This window comes from Nocardiopsis moroccensis, from assembly GCF_055763695.1.
The window spans coordinates 1177842-1198003 of record NZ_CP199747.1 but is presented as its reverse complement, the minus strand read 5'-3'; the positions used below and the strand labels follow the sequence as shown (position 1 = coordinate 1198003).

Sequence of the window (20162 nt, the reverse complement as noted above, 5' to 3'; positions counted from 1 at the left end):
CACAGCGAGTGCTTAGGTTTGCCTAACCAAATTTAGGGTGCACTCACCAGGTTCGCAATCACGCAGATGTGACACCGTTCTTCTCAAAACGGACAGAGCCCGCCCTGCTCCCCCTCGCCACCCCGGCAGGAATCACTGTGAGCGGAAGCGCCCCGGGCTCATCCCCGTCACCCGCCGAAAAACCGTGCCGAACGCGCTCGCCGAGTGGTAGCCGACCCGCTCGGCGACCTCCTCGATCTCCTCGCCACCGGAGAGCAGCGTGATCGCGTGCTGCACCCGGGCGGCGGCCAGCCACTGGCTGAACCCGAGCCCGGTCTGCTCGCGGAAGGCCCGCGTGATGGTCCGGGTGCTCACACCGAGTCGCGAGGCCCACGCCGCCAGGGTGGTGGTGTCGGCGGGATCCTCGCGCACGGCGGCGACGATCGGTGCCAGCAACGATGACTCGGGGATCCTCAGCAACAGCTCGACCGGGGCGGGGACCAGCAGGTCGAGCACCAGCGCCTCGGTCTTGGTACGCGAGTCGGGGGCCAGCCCTTCCTCGTTGAGCCGGTCGAGCAGGAGCCGCAGCAGCGGTGTGACCTCCACGGCCACGGGGGCGTCCGAGATCGCCGGGACCGCACGGACGCTGAAATGCGCGGAGTGGTGCCAGGTGCCGGCGGGTGTCCGCCCGGAGTGCGGCGTCCCGGCCGGGATCCACAGCCCGACCGAGGGGGTGATGGTCCAGACCCGCGCCCCGACCTCGGCCGAGGAAGCCCCCCGCCGGTTCCACAGCAGTTCGTGCGTCGGGTGCGAGTGCTCCTCCCAGAACGTGTCCCGATCGATGACCTCCTCCGTGCCGCGGACGACGAAGGGCACGTCGATCTCCCCCGCCGCATAGCTGGGGAGCCGACGACTCGTGTCTCGTGTGACCACGCCGTTCAGATTACGCCCCGCCGACCAGCCCGAAAGCAGTGAAGGATAGCCTTGCCTTATTTTCTACGAGAAGGAGAGTTCTGATGGCGTTGACGCGTGTGGGAACGGCCGTGTGCGGCCGACGGGGCGGTGTAGCGGCGGCGACCGCGCTCTCGCTGCTGGTGCTCGTGGGCTGCGGAACGGCCCAGGAGGGCGGGGAGGACGCCGCAGCCTCGGACGGAACGTACCCGCTGACCGTCGAGACCTCCCACGGGGAGGTCACCATCGACGAGGCCCCCGAACGGGTGGTCGCCCTCGGCTTCGCCTCGGCCGAGGAACTCCTCTCCCTGGGCGTGATCCCGGTCAGCGTGGCCGAGGACCCCGAGACCCTCGAGCAGAGCGTGCCCTGGATGGCCGAGGAGATCGCCGACATCTCCGACCCCGGTCTGATCACGGCGGACGGCGAACCCAACCTGGAGGCGATCGCGGCCGCCGAACCGGACCTGGTGATCGCCCAGACCTACCAGGTGAGTGACCAGGCGGCCTTCGACCGGCTGAACGCCATCGCCCCGACCGTCACCCCCGCCACCGACGCCGCCAACGCGGACTGGGACGAACGGCTGCTCAAGACCGCCGAGGCCGTGGACCGCACCGCCGAGGCCGAGGAGCTCATCGCCGAGATCGAGGCGGAGTTCACCGGGATCGGCGCGACCGTCCCCGGCATCGAGGACCGCACCTACCAGTGGGTCCGCGCCGACACGACCGGTTACGCCTTCGGCAACGGGTCCCTCTTCGAGCTGTTCGGCCTGCGGCCGGCCGACAACCAGGACAACACCCAGACCTCGGATCCGCTGTCCCGGGAGAACACGGCCGACCTGGACGCCGACCTGCTCGCCGTGTGGGCACCGGGTGATGAGGAGCGCGAGCAGATCGACGAGGACCCCCTCTTCCAGAGTCTGCCCTCGGTCGAGTCGGGCACCGTCTACTACGCCGACCTCGCCTTCGCCAACGCCATCAACTCCGCCGGTCCGATGAGCCTGCGCTGGCTCGCGGAGGAGCTGCGCCCGACCGTCGAGGCGCTCGGCTGAGCAAGGCGCCCCCGCGGACCGGGCACGTTCCCGGCCCGCGGGGGCTCGGAACGCTCAGAACGAACGCTGGTCCCGGCGCAGGGGGTGGTCGTCGGGGATCTGGACCAGGACGATCCGCACCCCGTCGGGGTCGGCGATCCACGCCTCGACCAGCCCCCAGAACTCCGTCCTGGGCTCGCGCAGACCCTGAGCCCCGGCCGCCGTCAACCGCTCGTACTCGGCCCGGACGTCACGCACCTGCAACCACAGGGAGAGCGGCGGCACCCCGGCGGGCTCGGAGCTGCCGGAGACCTCCAGCAGCCCGTTGCCCAGGAAGAACACGGTCCCGAGCGCCTCGGGGTCCCCGAACTCGCGGTGCACCGCCAACCCCAGGACGTCGCGGTAGAAGGAACGGCTGCGTGCGAGGTCGGTGGGCCGCAGCAGGATGCGGCTGCTCAGAACGTCCATGCCCGGCATGATCGCACCCCGCGCTCCCCGGAGAAGCACCCGACCCCGCTGTGGGAGGCAACCCCGGGCCCGCCGAGAGCGCGGGAACGGGAACGGCCCCGCCGAGCACTGCTGCTCGACGGGGCCGACACGGCGGGCGCCGCTGGGAAGGTACCGGTCCGCCGGGTCAGGTGCGGGAGTCCACCGGGGTGCGGGGCTCCTGGGCGCCCTCGCCGCCCCCGTCGCCCCCGTCCGAGCCCTCGCTGCCCCCGCCGGTGGCGGGCGCGGTCGCGTTCAGCCGGTCGCCCTCGATGTCGACGTTGGGCAGCAGCCGGTCCAGCCACCTCGGCAGCCACCAGGTGGCCCGGCCGAACAGGGCCATGACCGCCGGGCCGAGCGTCATCCGGACCAGGAAGGCGTCGATGAGGATGCCCACCGCCAGGACGAACGCGATCGGCTTCAACATCTCCACGTGGCCGAACACGAACGAGGCGAACACGCTGATCATGATGGCCGCGGCCGCCGTGACCACGCGCGCCCCCTGGGTGAAGCCGGAGGAGATCGCCGCCATCGGCTCGCTGCCGTGCACGAAGTCCTCCCGCATCCGGGAGACCAGGAAGACCTCGTAGTCCATGGCCAGGCCGAACAGGATGCCGATGACCAGGGTCGGCATGAAGGCCAGCAGCGGCCCCGGCTCGACGCCGAACAGCGCGGCCCCGTGGCCCCACTGGAAGACCACCACGGTCAGGCCCAGCGAGGCGCCCGCGCTGAGCACGAAGCCCAGCGCCGCCTTGACCGGCACGAGCACGGAGCGGAACACGACGGTCATCAGCACCAGGGCGAGCCCGATCACCACGGTGGCGAACACCGGGAGCGCGTCGGCCAGGCGTTCGGAGATGTCGATCGCGGCGGCGGTGGCACCGGCCACCACGATCTTCGCACCGATCTCCTCGTCCACCTCGTCCTGGAGTCCGCGCACCTGGTGCAGCACGTCCTCGGTGGCGGTGTCGGAGGGCCCGGTCTCGGGGATCAGCACGATGATCGCGGTGTCCTGCACCTCGCTGAGCTGTGGCGGGAACACCTCCGCGACCCCGTCGACGTCCTCCATCCGCTCGGCGACCTCGTCGGCGGCGGCGGGCATGTCGGACAAGCCGGTCAGGTCGGCCACCACGGCGAGCTGCGCGGTGTGGCCGGGGCCGAACTCCTCGCTGATGATCTCGTAGGCCTGGCGCTGGGTGGTGTCCTCCGAGCTGGTCTCGTCGCTGGGCAGGCCCAGGTGCATGCTGCCCAGGGGCAGCAGGAGCGTGCCCAGGACCGCGGCCACACCCAGGACAGCGATGAGCGGACGCCTGGTGACCATGCCGATCCACCGGGCGCTCATGGTGCGCTCGGACACCATCGCCCTCTCGGCGCGTCGGCCCAGCACCGGCAGGCGCCCGGCCGTGACCCGGTGCCCGACGAACCCGAGCAGGGCGGGCAGCAGCGTGATCGCCACCAGTACCGCCACCGCGACCGTGACCATCGCGGCCACACCCATGATGGTCAGGAACGGGATCCGTACGACCGACAGGCCGAGCAGGGCGATGATGACGGTCGCACCGGCGAAGACCACGGCGCTGCCGGCGGTGCCGATGGCGCGGGCGGCGGACTCGGCCGGGTCCCAGCCCTGCGACACCTGTTTGCGGTGGCGGGAGAGCACGAACAGCGAGTAGTCGATGCCCACGGCGATACCGAGCATCAGTGCCAGGATGGGGGCCGTGCTGGTCAGTTCGATCAGGCTGGAGGAGGCGTAGAGCAGCATCATGCCGACGCCGACGCCGATCAGCGCCAGCAGGATCGGCAGGCCCGCGGTGATCAGGGCGCCGAAGTTGATGACCAGCACCACCAGTGCGGCGACGAGGCCGACGGCCTCGCTCGCGCCCATGGAGGGCACCTGGTTGGTGATGGCCGGGCCGCTGAACTCCACGTCCATTCCGGCGTCGCGGGCCTCGTCACCGGTGGCCAGGATGGCGTCGACGGTCTCCGCGGGCACCTCGCCGTTGCGGGCGTCCAACTGGACCTGGAGCATGACGGTGTCGCGGTCGTCGGAGAGCTGCGGAACCTGGTCGAGGACCTCCTCCTCGTCGAAGTCGGGGGCCTGGCGGGCCACCTCCGCCAGAGCCTGCTCCTCGGCCTCCGGCAGCTGCTCGGCGATGACCTGGTCCCGGCCCGGGGTCTCCGGCGGCACCAGCCCCTCGACCCCCTCGCGGGCGGCCTCCAGGGCCTCCTCCTCGGCTTCGGCGATGCCCTCCTCGTACTGCTGGCGGGCGTCCGCCACGATGCCGTGCGGGCTGATGACCGTCTCGACCTCGGGAGCGTCCGCGAGTTCGTCGGCGGTCGCGCGGACGGCGTCGGCGTACTGTTCGTCCTCGATGACGTCGGAGCCCTCGGGTGCGCTCAGCACCGCGGTGACCGACTCGCCGGTGGTGGAGAAACGCGCCTCCATCAGGTCGGTGGCCTGCTCCGACTCGGTTCCGGGGATGCGCAGCGCGTCGTTGAGCGGGGCGCGGAACATCAGCGCCGCTCCGGCTGCGACCACGAGGACCAGCAGCCAGGAGACCACGACCAACCATCGTCTGCGGTAGGCGAACCCACCCAGACGGTAGAGCAGACCAGCCATACTCATTCCTCTCAACCCTGTTCGCTTCGCCGCCAGCCCATCCGACCGCGATGAGGCGAAATGCCGAGAACCATGAGATTTCGATGAGAACGCGACGTCCCCGGTGAGATCATCGTCACGGTGGCGCGTCAGGGGGTCCGGCTCGGGCTCGGGCGGGGCCGGGAACCGCAGGGTGACCGTGGTCCCCTCCCCCGCGTCGGAGGCGAACTCGGCCTCGCCGCCGTGCGCCCGCATGACCGCCCGGACGATGGGCAGCCCCAGCCCGCTTCCGGGACGGCCCGACGCCGAGGCGCCGCGGTAGAAGCGCTCGAAGACGAAGGCCGCGCTCTCCTCGTCCATGCCGGGCCCGCCGTCCGCGACCTCCAGGACGACCCGGCCGTCGACGCGGCACAGCCGGACCGTCGCCGGGCCGGCCGCCGGGGTGTGCACGCGCACGTTGGCCAGCAGGTTGGAGACGACCTGGCGCAGTTCCTGTTCGTCGCCGACCACGAGCCCCTCCGCGGAGGCCTCGGTGCGCCACTCGCGTTCGGGTTGGGCGGCGCGGGCGTCGGCGACGCTGTCGGCCACGATCCGGCCGAGTTCGACGACCTCGTGCCTGGGGGCGGGGCGTTCGTCGAGGCGGGCCAGGTAGAGGAGGTCGTCGACGATGGCGGCCATGCGTTCGGACTCCTGCTGGGAGCGGGTGATCACGTCCGGCCGTTTGGCGACGTCGACCACCCCCTGGGCGACCAGTTGCAGGTAGCCGCGGATCGAGGTGAGCGGGGTGCGCAGTTCGTGGGAGGCGTCGGAGACGAACCGGCGCAGCCGCTCCTCGGAGCGCTCGTGGCCGTGCAGGGCCCCGCGCAGGCGCGCCAGCATGCGGTTGATGGACAGGGTGAGGCGGCTGACCTCCACGGCGGCACCGGGTGCGGGTTCGGGTACGCGGCGTTCGAGGTCGCCGAGGGCGATGGCCTCCGCGGTCTCGACGACGTCGTCCAGGGGCCGCAGCCCCCGGCGGATGACCGCGGTCCCGGCGAGCAGCGCGAGCCCCAGCATGGCCAGGCCGACCAGCACCTGGATCGCGACCAGCCGGTGGACGGTGGCCCCGACCGGGTCCAGGGGTTCACCCGTGAGCACGACCGTGTCGTGGTCGGGCAGGTCCAGCACCATGACCCGGTACTCCGAACCGTCGTGCTCGACCGTGAACACGCCCTCGGGCGCGTTGTCGGTGTCGATGTCGCGCACCAGGGTCGGCCCCGCGCCCTGGAGCCGGTGCACCCGGGGATGGGGGTCGCCCGGGGCGCGGGTGACGAACTCCGCGACGAAGTCGCTGGGCGTGCGGATCTGCTCGACCAGTTCGTAGGGGTCCTGGGCGAAGATGTCGTCCTGGTGGGCGCGGACGAAGGCGGCGCTGGTCTCGATGCGTTCGTCGACCCGGTCGACCAGGTACGAGCGCAGGAAGGTGGCGCTCGCCGCCGCCACCACGGTCAGGGCGAGGAGCATCAGCACCGCGTTGAGCACGACCATGCGGCCGCGCAGGGTGCGCCACGGCGCCCTCACCTGGTCTCCCCCTCCCGGAGGGCGTAGCCGAACCCCCGCTGTGTCTGGATGAGGTTGGGTCCGTGCGCGCCGAGTTTGCGGCGCAGGTAGCCGACGTAGGTGTCGACGATGTTGGAGCCGCCGGAGTAGCCCTCGCTCCACACCTCGTCGATGATCTGCGGGCGGGAGAGCACCCGGCCGCTGTTGAGCATCAGGTAGCGCAGCAGGTCGAACTCGGTGCGCGAGAGCGGGACCGGGTGGCCCGCCCGGCGGACGACGCAGGCCCGTTCGTCGAGTTCGACGTCGGCGAAGCGCAGGATTCCCTCCGCCTGTTCGGGTCGGGGTCCGGGGCGGGTCCGGCGCAGGACGGCCCGCACCCGGGCGACGAGTTCGTCGGTGTTGAACGGCTTGGTGACGTAGTCGTCGCCGCCGTAGGTGAGCCCGGCGACCCGCTCGCTGTGGGCGTCCTTGGCGGTGAGGAAGACGATGCCCAGATCCGGGCGGGAGCGCCGCAGGGCGCGGCACACGTCGAACCCGTCCCCGTCGGGGAGCATCACGTCCAGCACGACCAGGTCGGGTCCGAAGGCGTGCGCGGCGGTGTGCGCCTCGGCTGCGGTGGCGGCGGTCCGCACGTCGAACCCGTGGAACTCCAGGACGGTCGCGACCATGTCGAGGATGTTGGGTTCGTCGTCGACGACGAGGATCTTGGCTTGGAGCATGGTCCGTCCATCACAGCCGAAGCGGATGAGAAAGGGATGAGAGCCCAGGTCACGCGGTTGCGCGGGGCCTGGGGCCCGGCCCGATCGTAGCCCTGTCCCCTGTCCCGGCCGGCCTCACCCCCGTGGCAGGTGGGGGCGCACCAGGGCGCCCGCCGGGCACCGGCTCTGCGGTGCCCGGCGGGCGCGGTGCCGCCGTGGGCTACTCCTCCGGGGTGAGGCGCATGAAGGTGACCGAATGTGCCGGGAAGGTGTGGGTGAACGTGCTGTCCACGCCGTCGATGGTGGAGGTCTCCGGGCTGACGGGCCGGTCGGTCGCCGTGTTCTCGGCGGTCGGGTCGGCCTGCAGGACGGTCAGCTCGGCGCTGGACTCCACCCGCGCGGAGCCCAGGTCGATCGACGTGCGGGCCGCCTCGCCCTGGGCGTTGACGACCTTGACGATGAGCTCTCCGGTCTGCTCGTCACGGGTGACGACCTGACGGAACGGTTCGGGCTCGGACGCGGTGAAGCTGCCCCACTCCTCGCCGTCGAGGTGGAGGGTGACGTCACGTCCGCGCACCTCGACGCGGATGTCGTACGTACGGCCGGACTCCACGGTGGTGCCGTCGGAGACGACGAGGCTCTTCGCGCCGCCGGAGGCGCGCTCCACCGCGGACTGGGTGTTGTTCCACCCGCCCAGGTTCCACCAGTAGTAGTCATCGGTGCCCTGGACTCCGAACCCGACGAGGAAGCCCTCGGCGCCCTCGCGCTTGGTGGCGGTCACCTCCAGGTCGTAATCGGTCCACCCGGGGTCGCCGGCGGTGACCATCGTGTTCTCACCCGAGGGCTCGGTCTGCACGTAGGCGCCGTTCTCGACGGTCCAGTTCCCGGCGTCGGTGACGTGGGTCCACTGGTCGGCGCCGGAGGAGAAGTCGTCCTCGAGCAGTGTCCCGCCGTCGGCGGAGGTGACCCGGACGTCGTCGTACTCGGCACTGGTGTTCCAGGTGGACAGTCCCACCGCACCGGTGATCGGCCCGCTGACACCGGGGGTGCCGGAGGCGGTGCTGGGCACCACCCGGTCTCCGGTGTTGGTGGAGAAGAGCCGCTGCACCTCGTAGTTGGCCGAGCCCCAACTGATGCCGTTGTTGAACCAGATCATGTCGGGGGTCCATTGGGTGCCCCAGTCGGCGGCCAGCAGCGGGGCGTAGGAGACCATCTTCACCACGTCGGCGTTGCGCTCCAGCCCGGTCATGTAAGCGGCCTCGGCCAGGGCGTTGGAGAACTGGTTGCCCTGCGAGGCGAACTCGCCCAGGTAGACGTCGGGGCCCTCGCGGTCGTAGGAGTCGTAGCGCTCGTTGTTGGCCAGGAACCAGGCCGGCGAGTTGTAGTAGTGCTCGTCGACCATGGCGGCGTCGTGCTCGCGGTTGAGTTCCCAGGCGCGATCGAAGACGGTGCCGCCGGAGGCCGGTCCGGAGTTGCTGACCACGGTGACGTCGGGGTACTCGGCCTCGATGGCGTCACGGAACTGCAGGAAGCGCTCGAAGAACGCGTCGGGCAGGTTCTCCTCGTTGCCGACCTGCACGTGGGTCAGGCCGAACGGCTCGGGGTGGCCCATCTCGGCGCGCACGCCGCCCCACTCGGAGTCGGCCGGACCGTTGGCGAACTCGATGAGGTCCAGGGTGTCCTGGATGTGGCGCTGCAGCAGTTCGGGATCGTCGGTGACCCGGTTCTCACCGCAGCCGGTGACCAGGGCGGGCACGACCGGCAGCGGCATGGCGCCGAGGTCCTCGGCGAACCGGAAGTACTCGTAGTAGCCCAATCCGTAGGACTGGTTGTAGCCCCAGAAGTTGTGGTTGGTCGCGCGCTCCTCGACCGGTCCGACCGTGTCCTTCCACTGGAAGGAGCGCTCGCGCGGCCAGTCGGGGGCTTCGTAGGCCTCGTGGCTGCCGGTGTTGACCAGGCAGCCGCCGGGGAAGCGGACGAAGCCCGGGGCGAGTGCGGCGATCTGCTCGGCGATGTCCTTGCGCAGGCCGTTGTCATGGCCCTTGAAGGTCTCGCGCGGGAAGAGCGAGACCATGTCCAGGTCCAGCACACCGCCACCGCTTCCGGTGACCGACAGCCGGCCGGCGGTGCTGGAGGCGGTCGCGGTCAGCGTTCCGGTGTACTGGGCCCAGTCGCCCCGCACGTCCAGGGACAGCGGCTCGGCCAACGGCTCGCCCTGGGCGTCTCGTGCAGCCGCACGGTCACCGGGTCCGGGCGGCCCGGGGCCTTGACCCACACCGAGAAGTCGTACTCCTCCCCCTCGGTGACGGGAATTCCGGTGGAGTATCCGCTGTTGACCACGCCGTATTCGCTGCCGTCTGTGGGCAGTACGACCCGGAGGTAGTTGCGGTTGCGCTCGTTGAGCCGACCGGAGTCGTTCACCACTCTGGCCTGGCCGTTGGTGTTTCCGGAGCCTGCCTCCTCCCAGGCGGTCATCGGGGTGTAGTTCCCGTTGTCCGCGGTGCTGTATTCGAAGGAGCGGTTCTGCACCAGTTCGGCGTAGAGTCCGCCGTCGGCGGCGTGGTTGATGTCCTCCATGAAAATGCCGTACATCTGGTCGCTGATCTGCGGCCCGGCCGCGAAAACGTCGATGTCGATGCTGTAGTCGGTCGCTGCCGACGCGGGGGACGCCGTGGTCACGACGCACAGCAGTCCGGTGAGAAGCGCACACGTGGTGCGCGCCGATGTCCTTCGGTTCGCTCGCAAGTCTCCTCCGAGGGGGTATACCAACGCCGGGCGCAGGGCGCCGGGCACCGGTCGGTGGTTGCGGGATGTGGCGAGTCGCTCAGGCGGGTGTTCTCGACGACGATAGGCGTTGCAAACCAGGGACCGGGGCGCGCATTACACGACCCTTGTCCCGGCGTTCTCTATTTGCATGTTAGCGCTAACATTATGAGTATGATTCGATCAACTTCGGCCGAATGTATTTTTCTAGATATAACTTCGCCACCACGGAGGTGTCAAGGGGTGTTCTACGAGTGAAACCCGCACGCCGTTTTCACCTGCGGGCGTCGGAGGTGGCCCATGAGGCACACGAGCCAGACGTCGTCCAGGGAGGCGATGCACTGGTCCGCCTGAACGAAGTACACCTCACCGTCGGGACATGCCCCTGAAACTTCAAGCCACCTCCGCCAAGGTGACCAGGGTGCCCCGATTATCCCGATCCACACCCGGGGTACGGGCATCCCCCTCACCGGCCCCGGGAGTACTGGCCAACGGTGGCTGCTCGAACACGTCATCCGCGTGCGCTTGGTCCGTTACGACGCCGAGTCCTCTCAACGCCTGGGCCGGCACCGGTACAAGATCGAGCGCTCGATCGCCTGGCTGGGCTCCTACAGCAGGTTGAACGTGCTCTGGGAGCGCAAGGCCTTCAACTCCCCGACCATGCTCGGCATCGTCTGCGTCCTCATCTGCTACAAGCACCTGACCAAGCATGCTGACGGCTTGGGCTCCAACCATGACATCAGGATATTCGAAGATTGACACCTTCCGACTCAATGAGAGCACTTACTTCACGAAACCATTTACAGTTATACCGAAATTCTATAATCACCCCACTTGCCAAAGAAAACATATTCAATTTGCCTCTGCAAGACTCCAATGTCAGGGGACATGGAGTCAGCAACCGAAACCGCTCCATACATGGACCTAAAAGAGGTTTTTAGATCCAAGGACAGCCAATCATCGAAATTTGGCACCAGGATTGCAATCGGCCGACCACCGGTCGCATAAAAATCCAAAATTGCGTCAGTGAAAAGCCCCCACGAAACTTCACTTTCTCGCCGCAACCCCAGAATCTGCAGCACCCTTGCTGCAAAAATTCTTTCAGAAGGTTCCGGGCCAAGAACAACTTCAACTACATCGAAACCTGCATCCGACAGCGAGCACCGAACATCCTCCGCAAAGGAGATATCCACCAACTTTGGGTGACCCGAATCCGAGGGAAGGGAAGCGTGAATATCGATATGCTGCGCATGGGAAAAATCATGCCGAATCCAAGGCGGTCTACCTGGATTACCAACAGCCACAATGGGGACCCCTTACCTCAGTAAAGCCGTCATAATGCCTAGAGTGCCAAACTTCTCCACGCCCCCCCAAATACGAGCCTTCCATCCGGACGCTTTCGATCCAGATTAGGAAATACGTCAGTCTCAACATAGTAATTTTCTGCTTCCGCCGGGAGCCCTTCCCCTGTGTAAATACCTTCACCTTTTTTACTCTTTCCCCGCCGAACACCAGGCGGGCGAGCCCCATCTGTATCCATTTGTCTAACAACGTTTTCTGCATAAGGTTGCGCATCTTCTGGAATCCCAGAGAAATCCGCATGAGGGCACGCATGTACGTTGTGGTTGAGAACATCCAGCGACTCTGTCGCCACGTGGTAGGTGTGGACGCCCTGCACGGTCAGGTTATGGACCGTGGCCGTCTGGGTCCAGGCCTGGACCGCGCTGACCTGCACCCAGGTGCCCGACGAGGTCTGCAACCACATCCCCGGAGCGAGGTCGATCGCCTCCACCCACAGGCCCAACTCCGGCACCCAGAACGGGTGACCGTCGGTCGCCACGATCATGTCACCGACTGCTACCGGCCCCGGAGCGCCCTCAGACCCCTCACCCGAAACGGTCTCGCCCCCTTCAGGGGCCTCACGTTCACTCGTCGGGTCAACAGTGATCTGCACCAGGCTCTTGGCGCCCGACCCCACGATCGTGGCCAAGACCGTCCGGGCCGACTGCTCACCCGTTTCTGGATCAGTGGCAAGGACCTTCTCACCGATATCGACATCCTCGATCGGCTTGGTGGACCCATCGGCCATCACCACCGCCGTGCCGGGCACGAAGCTGTTTCTCTCACCCCTCGGATCGAAAAAGCCTACGGAGACTGAGCTTCAGCTCGACACTCAGCCAGCTCCGCTCACCGATACGGCGCCGCATGTTCGCGCTGGTATGCCGGTTGAGGTTGTCCCAGACCAGCACCACCGCACCCCCAACCGACGGTGCACGGCGTCCACCAAGGCGATGTAGTCGGCCTCGTCGAAGGAGGTCCGCTCCTCGGTGGCCGGTGGTAGACGTGCGTCCGGTACAGCATCCGGGGCTGGTGCCCGGGTTTGTAGCAGCACAGCGCGGCCACGCTGACCCGGCCCCGGCCCGCCCCGGTGACGGTGATCACCGGGGTGCGCCCCTGTCTGCCCCAGGTGCGGGCCCTGGGCGGCCTGCCACCCTGGCCCGCCTCGTCCTCGAAGCAGATCCAGGCATCCAGGTCGCCCGCGGTGCTTTTAGGCGCGGCCATACCTCCTGCCGCCAGTGCTCCACGGCCTCCTCGTCGCGTTCGGCGCCACGCCGTGCCGGGATCTGCACGCTCCAGTTCATCCGGTGCAGCACCAGGGCCATGCCCTTGATCGAGTAGGTCACGTTGAAGTGCTCGGCCACCACTGCCCGCACCCGGGCCAGGGTCCAGCGCTGGTCGGGATAGCCGTGTGCGGCCGGGCCGACTTCCAGGAGCTGTTCCAGCAGGGTCAGTTCGTCCTCGGTCATTCGGCAGCGTGAGGCCGGTCCTTTGGAGCGTAGGGCCTGGCGTCCGCCGGTCTTGAGTGCGTGGTGCCATCGCCAGGCCGACATGTGGGTGACGCGGTGGGTGCGGGCGACTTGGAGATCGGTGGCTCCTGCCTCGAAGTCCTCGGCGGCGGCCAGGCGTACCGCCTCGCGCCGCTAGCGTTGTGCGGCGGTCAGCCCGCCGCCGGTGGAGTACCTCATACTCCCGGGGTACCCAGGCAGGACAGCCCGCCAAGAGCAGCAAATCCAATAATTCAACTTCAGCAAGGTGAGTCCTTACCCTTCATCTGAAAAGAGAAGGATTTTATCCCCGTCAGGGATATCTCTAATCTTGTTTGCCAAACGAGATTGCCTCCTTATTGCATCAATTGACCTCATGGGGCGAAGGTTGTCAATGGAAAAATCTCCACCCAGCACGAAAGGCGTTTTCGGAACAAGCCGAAACCCAGGGGGAATAGGCCCGTACTTATTTTGCCACTCACCAGCCAATGGGTATCCTGTTAGATATTCAGGATCTCCAAGAATCGCATGCGCCCAATCCTCAATGCTGCTTGAAATATTTTCCACTTCCCCCGTCTCCGGGTCAAAATGGAAAACAACACCCTCGCGCAGCAGAAACTGCCCACCAAAAATGTCACACGCGAACGCTACGAAATCATCCAGATCTTTTTTGTATCCCCCCCTCCAGCCATCAGGCCCGTTCCACTCCTCCAACGATTGCTCGCCCCCGACAGGGCCACTAGGGTACACAAGGAGCGCAGAGAGGAAGGCATAAAAACCATTCTTCCTCATAAGAAGAGAACGAAAAATCTCACTTGAGCCCACAACTTCCTCCCCCAATGGGGGAGAGGATTTTTCAATGAGCACATCAACTTGCGAGCGAATGACAGTCACCTCAAATCAGGAATAAACAAAACTTTCGAACCGTTCGGCAGTTTTCTCAACTGCCCTCCAAATGTCGCCCCCGAACCCCCATTATCTGACGAGGTTATATGCCGAACGCTTGCTCCATTTCCACCCTCTTGAAACATTGCAGGAGGATACTCATCCCGCTGCCTTCCAGGGTGAGTCGGCACGCCTCTCAAGGATTCCTTGCGACGATTTTTAGCACCTGATCGCTCAATCGTCAAGACACTCGGATGCCCCGCCTCTTGGGCATCTTTTACATGGCTTGCACTTTCAGGATATTTTTTCCCGTCCATAAAATGGACATTTTTAAACAAGCATACATGAGTTGATGAGTTGTGGTTGAGGACATCCAGAGACCCAGCGCCGGCGTGGTAGGTGTGGACGCCCTGCACGGTCAGGTTATGAACCGTGGCCGTCTGGGCCCAGGCCTGGACCGCGCTGACCTGCACCCAGGTGCCCGACGAGGTCTGCAACCACATCCCCGGAGCGAGGTCGATCGCCTCCACCCACGACCCCGGGTCCGGGACCCAGAACGGGTGGCCGTCGGTCGCCACGATCATGTCACCGGCCGTTACCGGCCCCGGAGCGCCCTCAGACCCCTCACCCGAAACGGTCTCGTCCCCTTCAGGGGCATCACGTTCACTCGTCGGGTCAACGGTGATCTGCACCAGGCTCTTGGCGCCCGACCCCACGATCGTGGCCAGCACCGTCCGGGCCGACTGCTCACCCGTTTCTGGATCAGTGGCAAGGACCTTCTCACCGATATCGACATCCTCGATCGGCTTGGTGGACCCATCGGCCATCACCACCGCCGTGCCGGGAACGAAGCTGTTTCTTTTCTCACTTGGACAGATACTGGAAATTTTCTTGTTGGCCTTGTTCAGGCCCTTGACACCCTCGATCAGATCACCGCCCAGGGCAGAGATCTTCCGACCCAGCTCCGCCGCCTTACCCCAGCGCAGACCGTACTTCGCCGCAATCTTGGCAGGCAGCCCGCCGACGAACATCAACGCCACATTGACCGCGGTCTCACCACACGCACCCAGATCACCGGAGGTGAAACACTCCAGCCCAGCAGTGATACCGAGCTCGTCGGCCACCAACTGCGCCAAACCGGTCGCCGCAGAGACCAGCTTCTGTTTTGCTTCTGCTTTCTCAGCCCGGGCTTCACGATAGGCCTTGGACTGCTTTTGATCCTGATAAGTCGAGCCACTACTTCCGGACCTGGGTCCGGATCCGGACCCAGAAGAGGAAATCCTGTCGATCCAATTATTTGCGCGCTGAAACGACGGATTGTTATAAACGTTCACCCCGCGCTTCGCCAAATAATTAGCCACCGAGTTGATCATAAGCCGGGCAACAAAAGCTACAGTTTTCCAAAAGAGCCCATCGGGGTCCGTGAAGGTCACTGGGTTGTTGTTGGCGTAGATATAGCCGTGCATCTGCTGGTGGTCGGTCACGTCCATGACCGGATCCGGAGAAATGAATCTCCCTAGCGTCGAGTCGTAGGCACGAGCTCCGAGCTGGGTCAACCCTGTGGAGGAGTCAACGGTTCCGTCGACGAAACCACGCTCCGAAGGCCAGCTACCGGCAGCTTCCCCGCGCTCGGTACCGAACACGCTCATGTACCGGTGCGTCGCCTCACCGGTGCGAGCATCGACGGCGACCTGGCCGGTGCCGTGGTGGTCGGCGTGGATCCACGACAGGGTGCCGTCGTTCTGCCGGACCGCGACCGTCTCCCCAGCGTGGGAGTAGAACCGGGTGGCCTCTTTGACCAGTTCTTCCTTGTCCAGGCGCAGTTCCATGCCCGGCAGGTAGAGCGTGGTGGAGGCCGGGTCCTCACGGATCAGCCGCTGCCCGTCGGCGTCGTAGGTGTAGGAGGTCTCCGAGCCGTCCTCCTCGGTGACCCGGGCCAGGTTGCCTTCGGCGTCCCACTCCAGTTCCTGGTCACGGGAGGAAGTGGTGCGGCCGGTCATGTTCCCGGCCTCGTCGTAGGAGTACTCCTCCAGCCGAGTCCCGCCCGGTCCGGACTCCTCCACCCGGGTCAGCGCCTGGGGCGCCACGTCGGTCGCATCGCCGTGCTGGTAGGTACGGGTGATGTCGCCGCCGGGAAGTCCGTGCTGGACCTCGGTGGTGCGGTTGCCGAGCTGGTCGTAGGTGTACTCGTGCCAGTACGGAGCCGCACCGCCCAGGGCGTCGGCGGAGGGTTGGGCCGCGCACGCCTCCTCACCGGTGGCGTCGGGGGTCCACACCCCGGTCATCCGGCGCATGTGGTCGTAGGTGAAGCACTGCACGTCCGACTGGAGGTGTTCGGCGGTGGGCTCGTCGCGCAGGCTGAGGACGTTGCCCGCGTCGTCGTAGCTGTAGTAGCGGTGCACCAGCGACCCGGTGAGACCTCGCTCGGGCACCAGGGTGGTTTCGGCCACCCGCCCCGTGGCGGGATCGTAGTCGCGGGTCATCCATGTGGCGTGGGTGGTCGACGAGTCCCCGGTGTCCAGGGCGATCTGGCGCAGTTCACCGAGCCCGTTGTAGACGGTGTCGGTGACGTATTCGGTGAACCCCGACATGAGGGTGGGCATGCCCAGCTCGTTGTAGCTGTAGCCGATGGTCTCCTGGCCCAGCCCGCCGGCGGCGGGCATGGACAGGCTATGGACCGAACCGTCGACGTTGTACTGGGTGGAGAAGCGGTAGCGCCCGGACAGCATGGGTTGGCTGTCGGGAATGCGGATCTCGGTGGTGGTGGGCCGGTAGAACTGGTCGTAGTGCACCACACGGGAGGTGTAGGCGTCCCCGCCGTCGTAGCGGGTGGACGAGGTCAGGTGGCCCTTGGCGAGGGTGTCGTAGACCCACTCGGCCCGTTTCTCCCCTTCCGGGGAGTCTTCGTACAGCCCAACCTGACGGCCGATCTCGTCGTAGGAGTAGGCCAGGGTCTGCCCGCGGGCGTCGGTGGCGGAGACCATCTGGTCGAGCTCGTTGTAGCCCATCGTGGTGGTACCGCTGATGGGGTCGTCCGTGCGCACCAGACGGCCGCGCAGGTCGTAGGTGTGCTCCCAGACGTTGCCCTCGGGGTCGGTGACCGTGGCCAGCTCGTCGTTCTTGGCGTAGGTGTAGGTGATGGCGTCGTAGTCGCCCTCGGGGGCGCCCCCGTGATGGGTGCGGACCTCGCTCAGACGCCCCTGGGCATCCACGATGGAGGTGGTGGCCACCGCCCCGTCGGGTGGGGTGACCAGGGTGCGCTCGCCGTGGTGTTCGGTACTGGTGCGCCAGCGTTCCTCACCCAGGGCCACGTGGATGTTGTCGGTGACCCGGCCCGCGCCGTCGTAGACGGTGACGGCCTGGCGGGGGACGTCGGCGTCGTTGGCGACGACGAACAGGGTGTCGGCGGCCTCGTCCTCGTTGTAGTAGGGCTCGCGTTCCCGGACGACCTGGCCGCGGGTGTCGTGGAAGGTGTCCGTGACGAGCCGACCGCCGCCCGGAGCGGGGCTCTGGGTCTGCCGCGGACGTAGGAAGGCGTCGAAGATCTCGTGGCTGGTGGTGTACTCGGTGCGGGTTTGCAGGGTGTGTGTGGTGATCGAGGTGGGTGCGTCCTGGCGGACGTGGTACTCGAACTTCGTGGTGGGGGTGTCGGTGGCCTGGTCGCGGTCGGGCAGCCACACTCCGGTGAGGCGGCCGAGCGGGTCGTAGGCCATGGTCATGGTGCGGCCGTTGGCGTCGGTCTCGGAGACCGGAAGGCCGCGGGTCGGGTCGACCGTGGTGCTCGTGGTGTGGCCGACGGGGTTGGTCTCGGTGACCGATGCGGGCAGGCCTTCGGAGGTGAAGGTGTACTCGGTGGTGGTCACTCCGCCGGAGGCGTCGGTTTCGGAGACGGTGTTGCCGAAGTCGTCGAACCCGGTCTGGTCGACCGTCTGGTAGACGGGCTCGCCGTCGGCGTAGGAGTCGAGCTTCTGGGTCCTGGTGGGCAGGCCCTTGGTGGGGGTGTCCCCGTGGTCTCCGCCGTCGTAGGAGACCAGTTCGTCGGTGATGACGTCCTCGGGGCGGTTCGGGGTGTCCGCACAGTCGACGGCGAGGGTCTCGACACGGGAGACGAGGTTGAGGATGCGGGCGTCGGTGTTGTTGACGTAGGTGGTGTTGACGCACTTCTCGTCGCCGTCGACGTCCACGTCACCGTGGTCGCGGACCCGTGTGACGGCGCCGTCGTCGTTGACGGTGTTGTCGACCCGGGCCTCAAGCCAGGAGTCATCAGCGAGACGGGTGAGGCTGATGACCTGTTCTGTCGCGATCTTGGTGGCGGTCTGCTCACCCCAGTCATGGGTGACCTTGGCGGTCTGCTTCCACCAGGGGGTGGTGATCTCCCGGGAGATGTCCTGGCCGCCCTCGCCGTCGCGGACGATGACCTCGCGGACGGTACCGTTCAGTTCCTTGTGGTCGGTGTGCTCGACCCCGCGGGAGTCGGTGACGGCCACGGAGCGTTTACCCGAGGGCTGCTTGTCCTCGTGCATGCCCTGGAAGTACAGGTACTCGGTCTCGGTGCGTTCCTCGTCCTCGTGGCCGGTACGTACGATGACGCGGTCGTAGCCGCGCCAGTCGGCCCAGGTGCGGTACTTGTCCTTGACCATGCCATCGGCCTCGGTGTACCGCCAGGCCGGGTCACCGACATAGTCGTAGCTGGTGGTGAGCGTGGGCTGGTCCGAGACCAGGTCCACTTCGTTGACCTCGGTGACCACGTACTTGTGGAACCAGTCGGTCAGTTCCACCCCGCCCTCGGGGGTCCACAGCACCGGGTAACACCGCTTGGTGTTCTCGTGCGGCTCCGGCGTTTTCCCGGGTTCGCACTCGGGTTGGGAGTAGTTGATGTCGAACTGGCCGCCGGACTCGGTGTAGATCGAGGTGATCCGCCAGCGCAGCATGGGGGCGATGTCGTCGGAGGGCGAGTCGACCCGGTTGGGCATCTGGGTGCCCGCGAAGCTGATCTTGGGCAGTGACTCGGTGCCGCCGACCTTGCCGACGTGTTCGATGGAGTCCAGCCACAGGGTGGGGCCGGTACCGTCCCCGGACTCGGGGAAGGAGTGCTCCAGTTTCCAGGTGTCCACGTCGGTGTAGGAGTCACCATCGCGGACCTGGGTGGTGATGGCATCGAGCTTCTTGGTGGACCAGAAGGTCGGCGAGTGCCGTCCGGCGCAGGACTGGCCCGACTTGCAGTCCTGGTCCAGGGGCACGTCGGGCCAGTGCTCGGCGTTGCCGGAGGTGCGCTTGTCGGCGGCGCAGTCGAAGGAGTCGGTGACCAGGCACCGCTCGGAGTCGGAGAAGAGCACCCGGGCCGGGGCGGTGGCGTAGACGTCGTCGCTGCGCAGTCCGTACTCGATGCGCTTGACGTTGGCCGCGCGCACGTAGGGTGTGGCGGTTTTGGTGAGGTTGCGGCCGTAGTGGTTGGTCTCGGCGTCGTAGTAGAACGTCATGACGTTGCCGTGCACGTCCACGACGTAGTCGAGGTTCCACTTGTTGGCCTGCTGGCACCAGGAGTCGGCGAAGTCGGAGTCGTAGCAGGGCTGGCCCGACTCGGGGGCGTAGACCGGCAGGGTCTGCGCCGATTCGGTCTCCGGATCGCCGCTGGACCAGCCGGGCAGGCGGTTGCGGCCGAAGAAGTACTGGGTGCCGTCGGGGGTGGTGACCTTCCAGTACTCGCCGTCGTGGGCGCCGTTGTCTGCGCCGGTGAGGCGTTCGACCCTGGTCCCGTCGTCGTTGGACAGCCGGTAGGAGCCGTCGTCGTCCTTGATGAGCGCACCGGAGTGGCCGGTCATCGACAGGGTGACGTTGTCGGTGTTCCAGCACAGGTCTCCGGTCTCGTGCCCGGAGTCCACGCAGGCGGAGTAGCGGCGTTCGATCGCGCCGGGGGCGTAGGCGAACCCGTCACCGATCCAGGAGGTCTGGTTGTTGGAGGTGGCGATGCGCCCGTCCACCCCGCCGGAGGAGTAGCCCAGCCCGACCGCCGGGTTCAGGTCGCTGGGGGCGGGGGGTGTGGCGAAGGCGTAGGACCAGGAGAAGTCACCGGACTGGTTGTTGACGTTCCAGCTGGAGGCGGCCGAGAGCTGGGTCGCCCCGTAGTCGCCGTTTCCGCCGGCCGGGGCGGCGGCCAGAGCCACCAGGGAGCCCTGGGGCGCGGCGCTCACCCGGGCGGTGATGTGGTTTTCCCCGGTGTCGTTGTCCAGGAGTACGGCCGAGTCATGGGCGGCGGTGTCCTCGTCCGCACAGGACTCGTCGAGCACGCACTCGTCGAGCTCGACCATGGTCAGACGGGAGGCGTAGTCACCGCCGAATGCCTCGGCGAAGCCGGAGTAGTCGACGCCGAGCTCGACCGGCGCGACCGACGCGGAGTCGTCGGTGCGAC

Annotated in this window: 13 protein-coding genes and 1 pseudogene; 2 read left to right on the top strand and 12 right to left on the bottom strand. The window is 66.9% G+C overall.

Annotated elements, in window-relative coordinates; all coding sequences use genetic code 11:
- Nucleotides 1–132: 132 nt before the first annotated feature.
- Nucleotides 133–912 (bottom strand): helix-turn-helix domain-containing protein, encoded by a 780-nt coding sequence (locus ACUKCB_RS04985; RefSeq protein WP_473039272.1) that lies wholly within the window; start codon nucleotides 910–912, stop codon nucleotides 133–135.
- Between the two features lie 83 nt (nucleotides 913–995).
- On the opposite strand from ACUKCB_RS04985, the gene ACUKCB_RS04980 reads away from it, so the two are divergent.
- Nucleotides 996–1979: an ABC transporter substrate-binding protein gene (locus tag ACUKCB_RS04980; protein ID WP_473039271.1), complete on the top strand. Its 984-nt coding sequence runs from the start codon at nucleotides 996–998 to the stop codon at nucleotides 1977–1979.
- A gap of 54 nt (nucleotides 1980–2033) precedes the next feature.
- Here the strand turns inward: ACUKCB_RS04980 and ACUKCB_RS04975 are convergent, their stop codons facing one another.
- The 5 genes from ACUKCB_RS04975 to ACUKCB_RS04955 form a co-directional block, all read right to left on the bottom strand.
- A complete protein-coding gene (locus ACUKCB_RS04975; RefSeq protein ID WP_473039270.1) occupies nucleotides 2034–2426 on the bottom strand; it encodes a VOC family protein in 393 nt (130 codons plus the stop codon).
- A gap of 166 nt (nucleotides 2427–2592) precedes the next feature.
- Complete coding sequence (locus ACUKCB_RS04970; RefSeq protein ID WP_473039269.1) at nucleotides 2593–6603, bottom strand: MMPL family transporter; 4011 nt, start codon at nucleotides 6601–6603, stop codon at nucleotides 2593–2595.
- On the bottom strand, nucleotides 6600–7301 hold the full coding sequence (locus ACUKCB_RS04965; protein WP_473039268.1) for a response regulator transcription factor: 702 nt from the start codon (nucleotides 7299–7301) through the stop codon (nucleotides 6600–6602). Before ACUKCB_RS04965 ends, ACUKCB_RS04970 begins: the two co-directional genes overlap by 4 nt.
- 199 nt (nucleotides 7302–7500) lie before the next feature.
- Nucleotides 7501–9486: an alpha-L-arabinofuranosidase C-terminal domain-containing protein gene (locus tag ACUKCB_RS04960; RefSeq protein WP_473039267.1), complete on the bottom strand. Its 1986-nt coding sequence runs from the start codon at nucleotides 9484–9486 to the stop codon at nucleotides 7501–7503.
- Complete coding sequence (locus ACUKCB_RS04955; protein WP_473039266.1) at nucleotides 9426–10025, bottom strand: carbohydrate binding domain-containing protein; 600 nt, start codon at nucleotides 10023–10025, stop codon at nucleotides 9426–9428. Before ACUKCB_RS04955 ends, ACUKCB_RS04960 begins: the two co-directional genes overlap by 61 nt.
- Nucleotides 10026–10562: 537 nt before the next feature.
- On the opposite strand from ACUKCB_RS04955, the gene ACUKCB_RS04950 reads away from it, so the two are divergent.
- Nucleotides 10563–10802, top strand: coding sequence for a hypothetical protein (locus ACUKCB_RS04950; RefSeq protein WP_473039265.1), 240 nt, complete (start codon nucleotides 10563–10565; stop codon nucleotides 10800–10802).
- 47 nt (nucleotides 10803–10849) lie between these two features.
- Here ACUKCB_RS04950 and ACUKCB_RS04945 read toward each other — a convergent pair whose 3' ends face one another.
- From ACUKCB_RS04945 to ACUKCB_RS04920, 6 genes and pseudogenes are all read right to left on the bottom strand, one after another.
- On the bottom strand, nucleotides 10850–11347 hold the full coding sequence (locus ACUKCB_RS04945) for a hypothetical protein (protein WP_473039264.1): 498 nt from the start codon (nucleotides 11345–11347) through the stop codon (nucleotides 10850–10852).
- A gap of 38 nt (nucleotides 11348–11385) precedes the next feature.
- Complete coding sequence (locus ACUKCB_RS04940) at nucleotides 11386–12153, bottom strand: polymorphic toxin-type HINT domain-containing protein (RefSeq protein WP_473039263.1); 768 nt, start codon at nucleotides 12151–12153, stop codon at nucleotides 11386–11388.
- Nucleotides 12154–12481: 328 nt separating this feature from the next.
- Nucleotides 12482–12850, bottom strand: a complete 369-nt coding sequence (locus ACUKCB_RS04935; RefSeq protein WP_473039262.1) for a helix-turn-helix domain-containing protein — start codon at nucleotides 12848–12850, stop codon at nucleotides 12482–12484.
- A gap of 42 nt (nucleotides 12851–12892) precedes the next feature.
- Nucleotides 12893–13009: pseudogene (locus ACUKCB_RS04930) on the bottom strand (helix-turn-helix domain-containing protein); the annotation flags it as partial.
- A 135-nt stretch (nucleotides 13010–13144) separates the two neighbouring features.
- Nucleotides 13145–13762: a hypothetical protein gene (locus ACUKCB_RS04925; protein ID WP_473039261.1), complete on the bottom strand. Its 618-nt coding sequence runs from the start codon at nucleotides 13760–13762 to the stop codon at nucleotides 13145–13147.
- A complete protein-coding gene (locus ACUKCB_RS04920) occupies nucleotides 13759–19734 on the bottom strand; it encodes an RHS repeat-associated core domain-containing protein (protein ID WP_473040926.1) in 5976 nt (1991 codons plus the stop codon). Before ACUKCB_RS04920 ends, ACUKCB_RS04925 begins: the two co-directional genes overlap by 4 nt.
- Between the last annotated feature and the right edge of the window lie 428 nt (nucleotides 19735–20162).

Bases quoted from the DNA above. Each gene is read 5' to 3' on its own strand.
- ACUKCB_RS04935 (WP_473039262.1), bottom strand. From the start codon at position 12,850: ATGACCGAGGACGAACTGACCCTGCTGGAACAGCTCCTGGAAGTCGGC.
- ACUKCB_RS04980 (WP_473039271.1), top strand. From the start codon at position 996: ATGGCGTTGACGCGTGTGGGAACGGCCGTGTGCGGCCGACGGGGCGGT.
- ACUKCB_RS04975 (WP_473039270.1), bottom strand. From the start codon at position 2,426: ATGGACGTTCTGAGCAGCCGCATCCTGCTGCGGCCCACCGACCTCGCA.
- ACUKCB_RS04965 (WP_473039268.1), bottom strand. From the start codon at position 7,301: ATGCTCCAAGCCAAGATCCTCGTCGTCGACGACGAACCCAACATCCTC.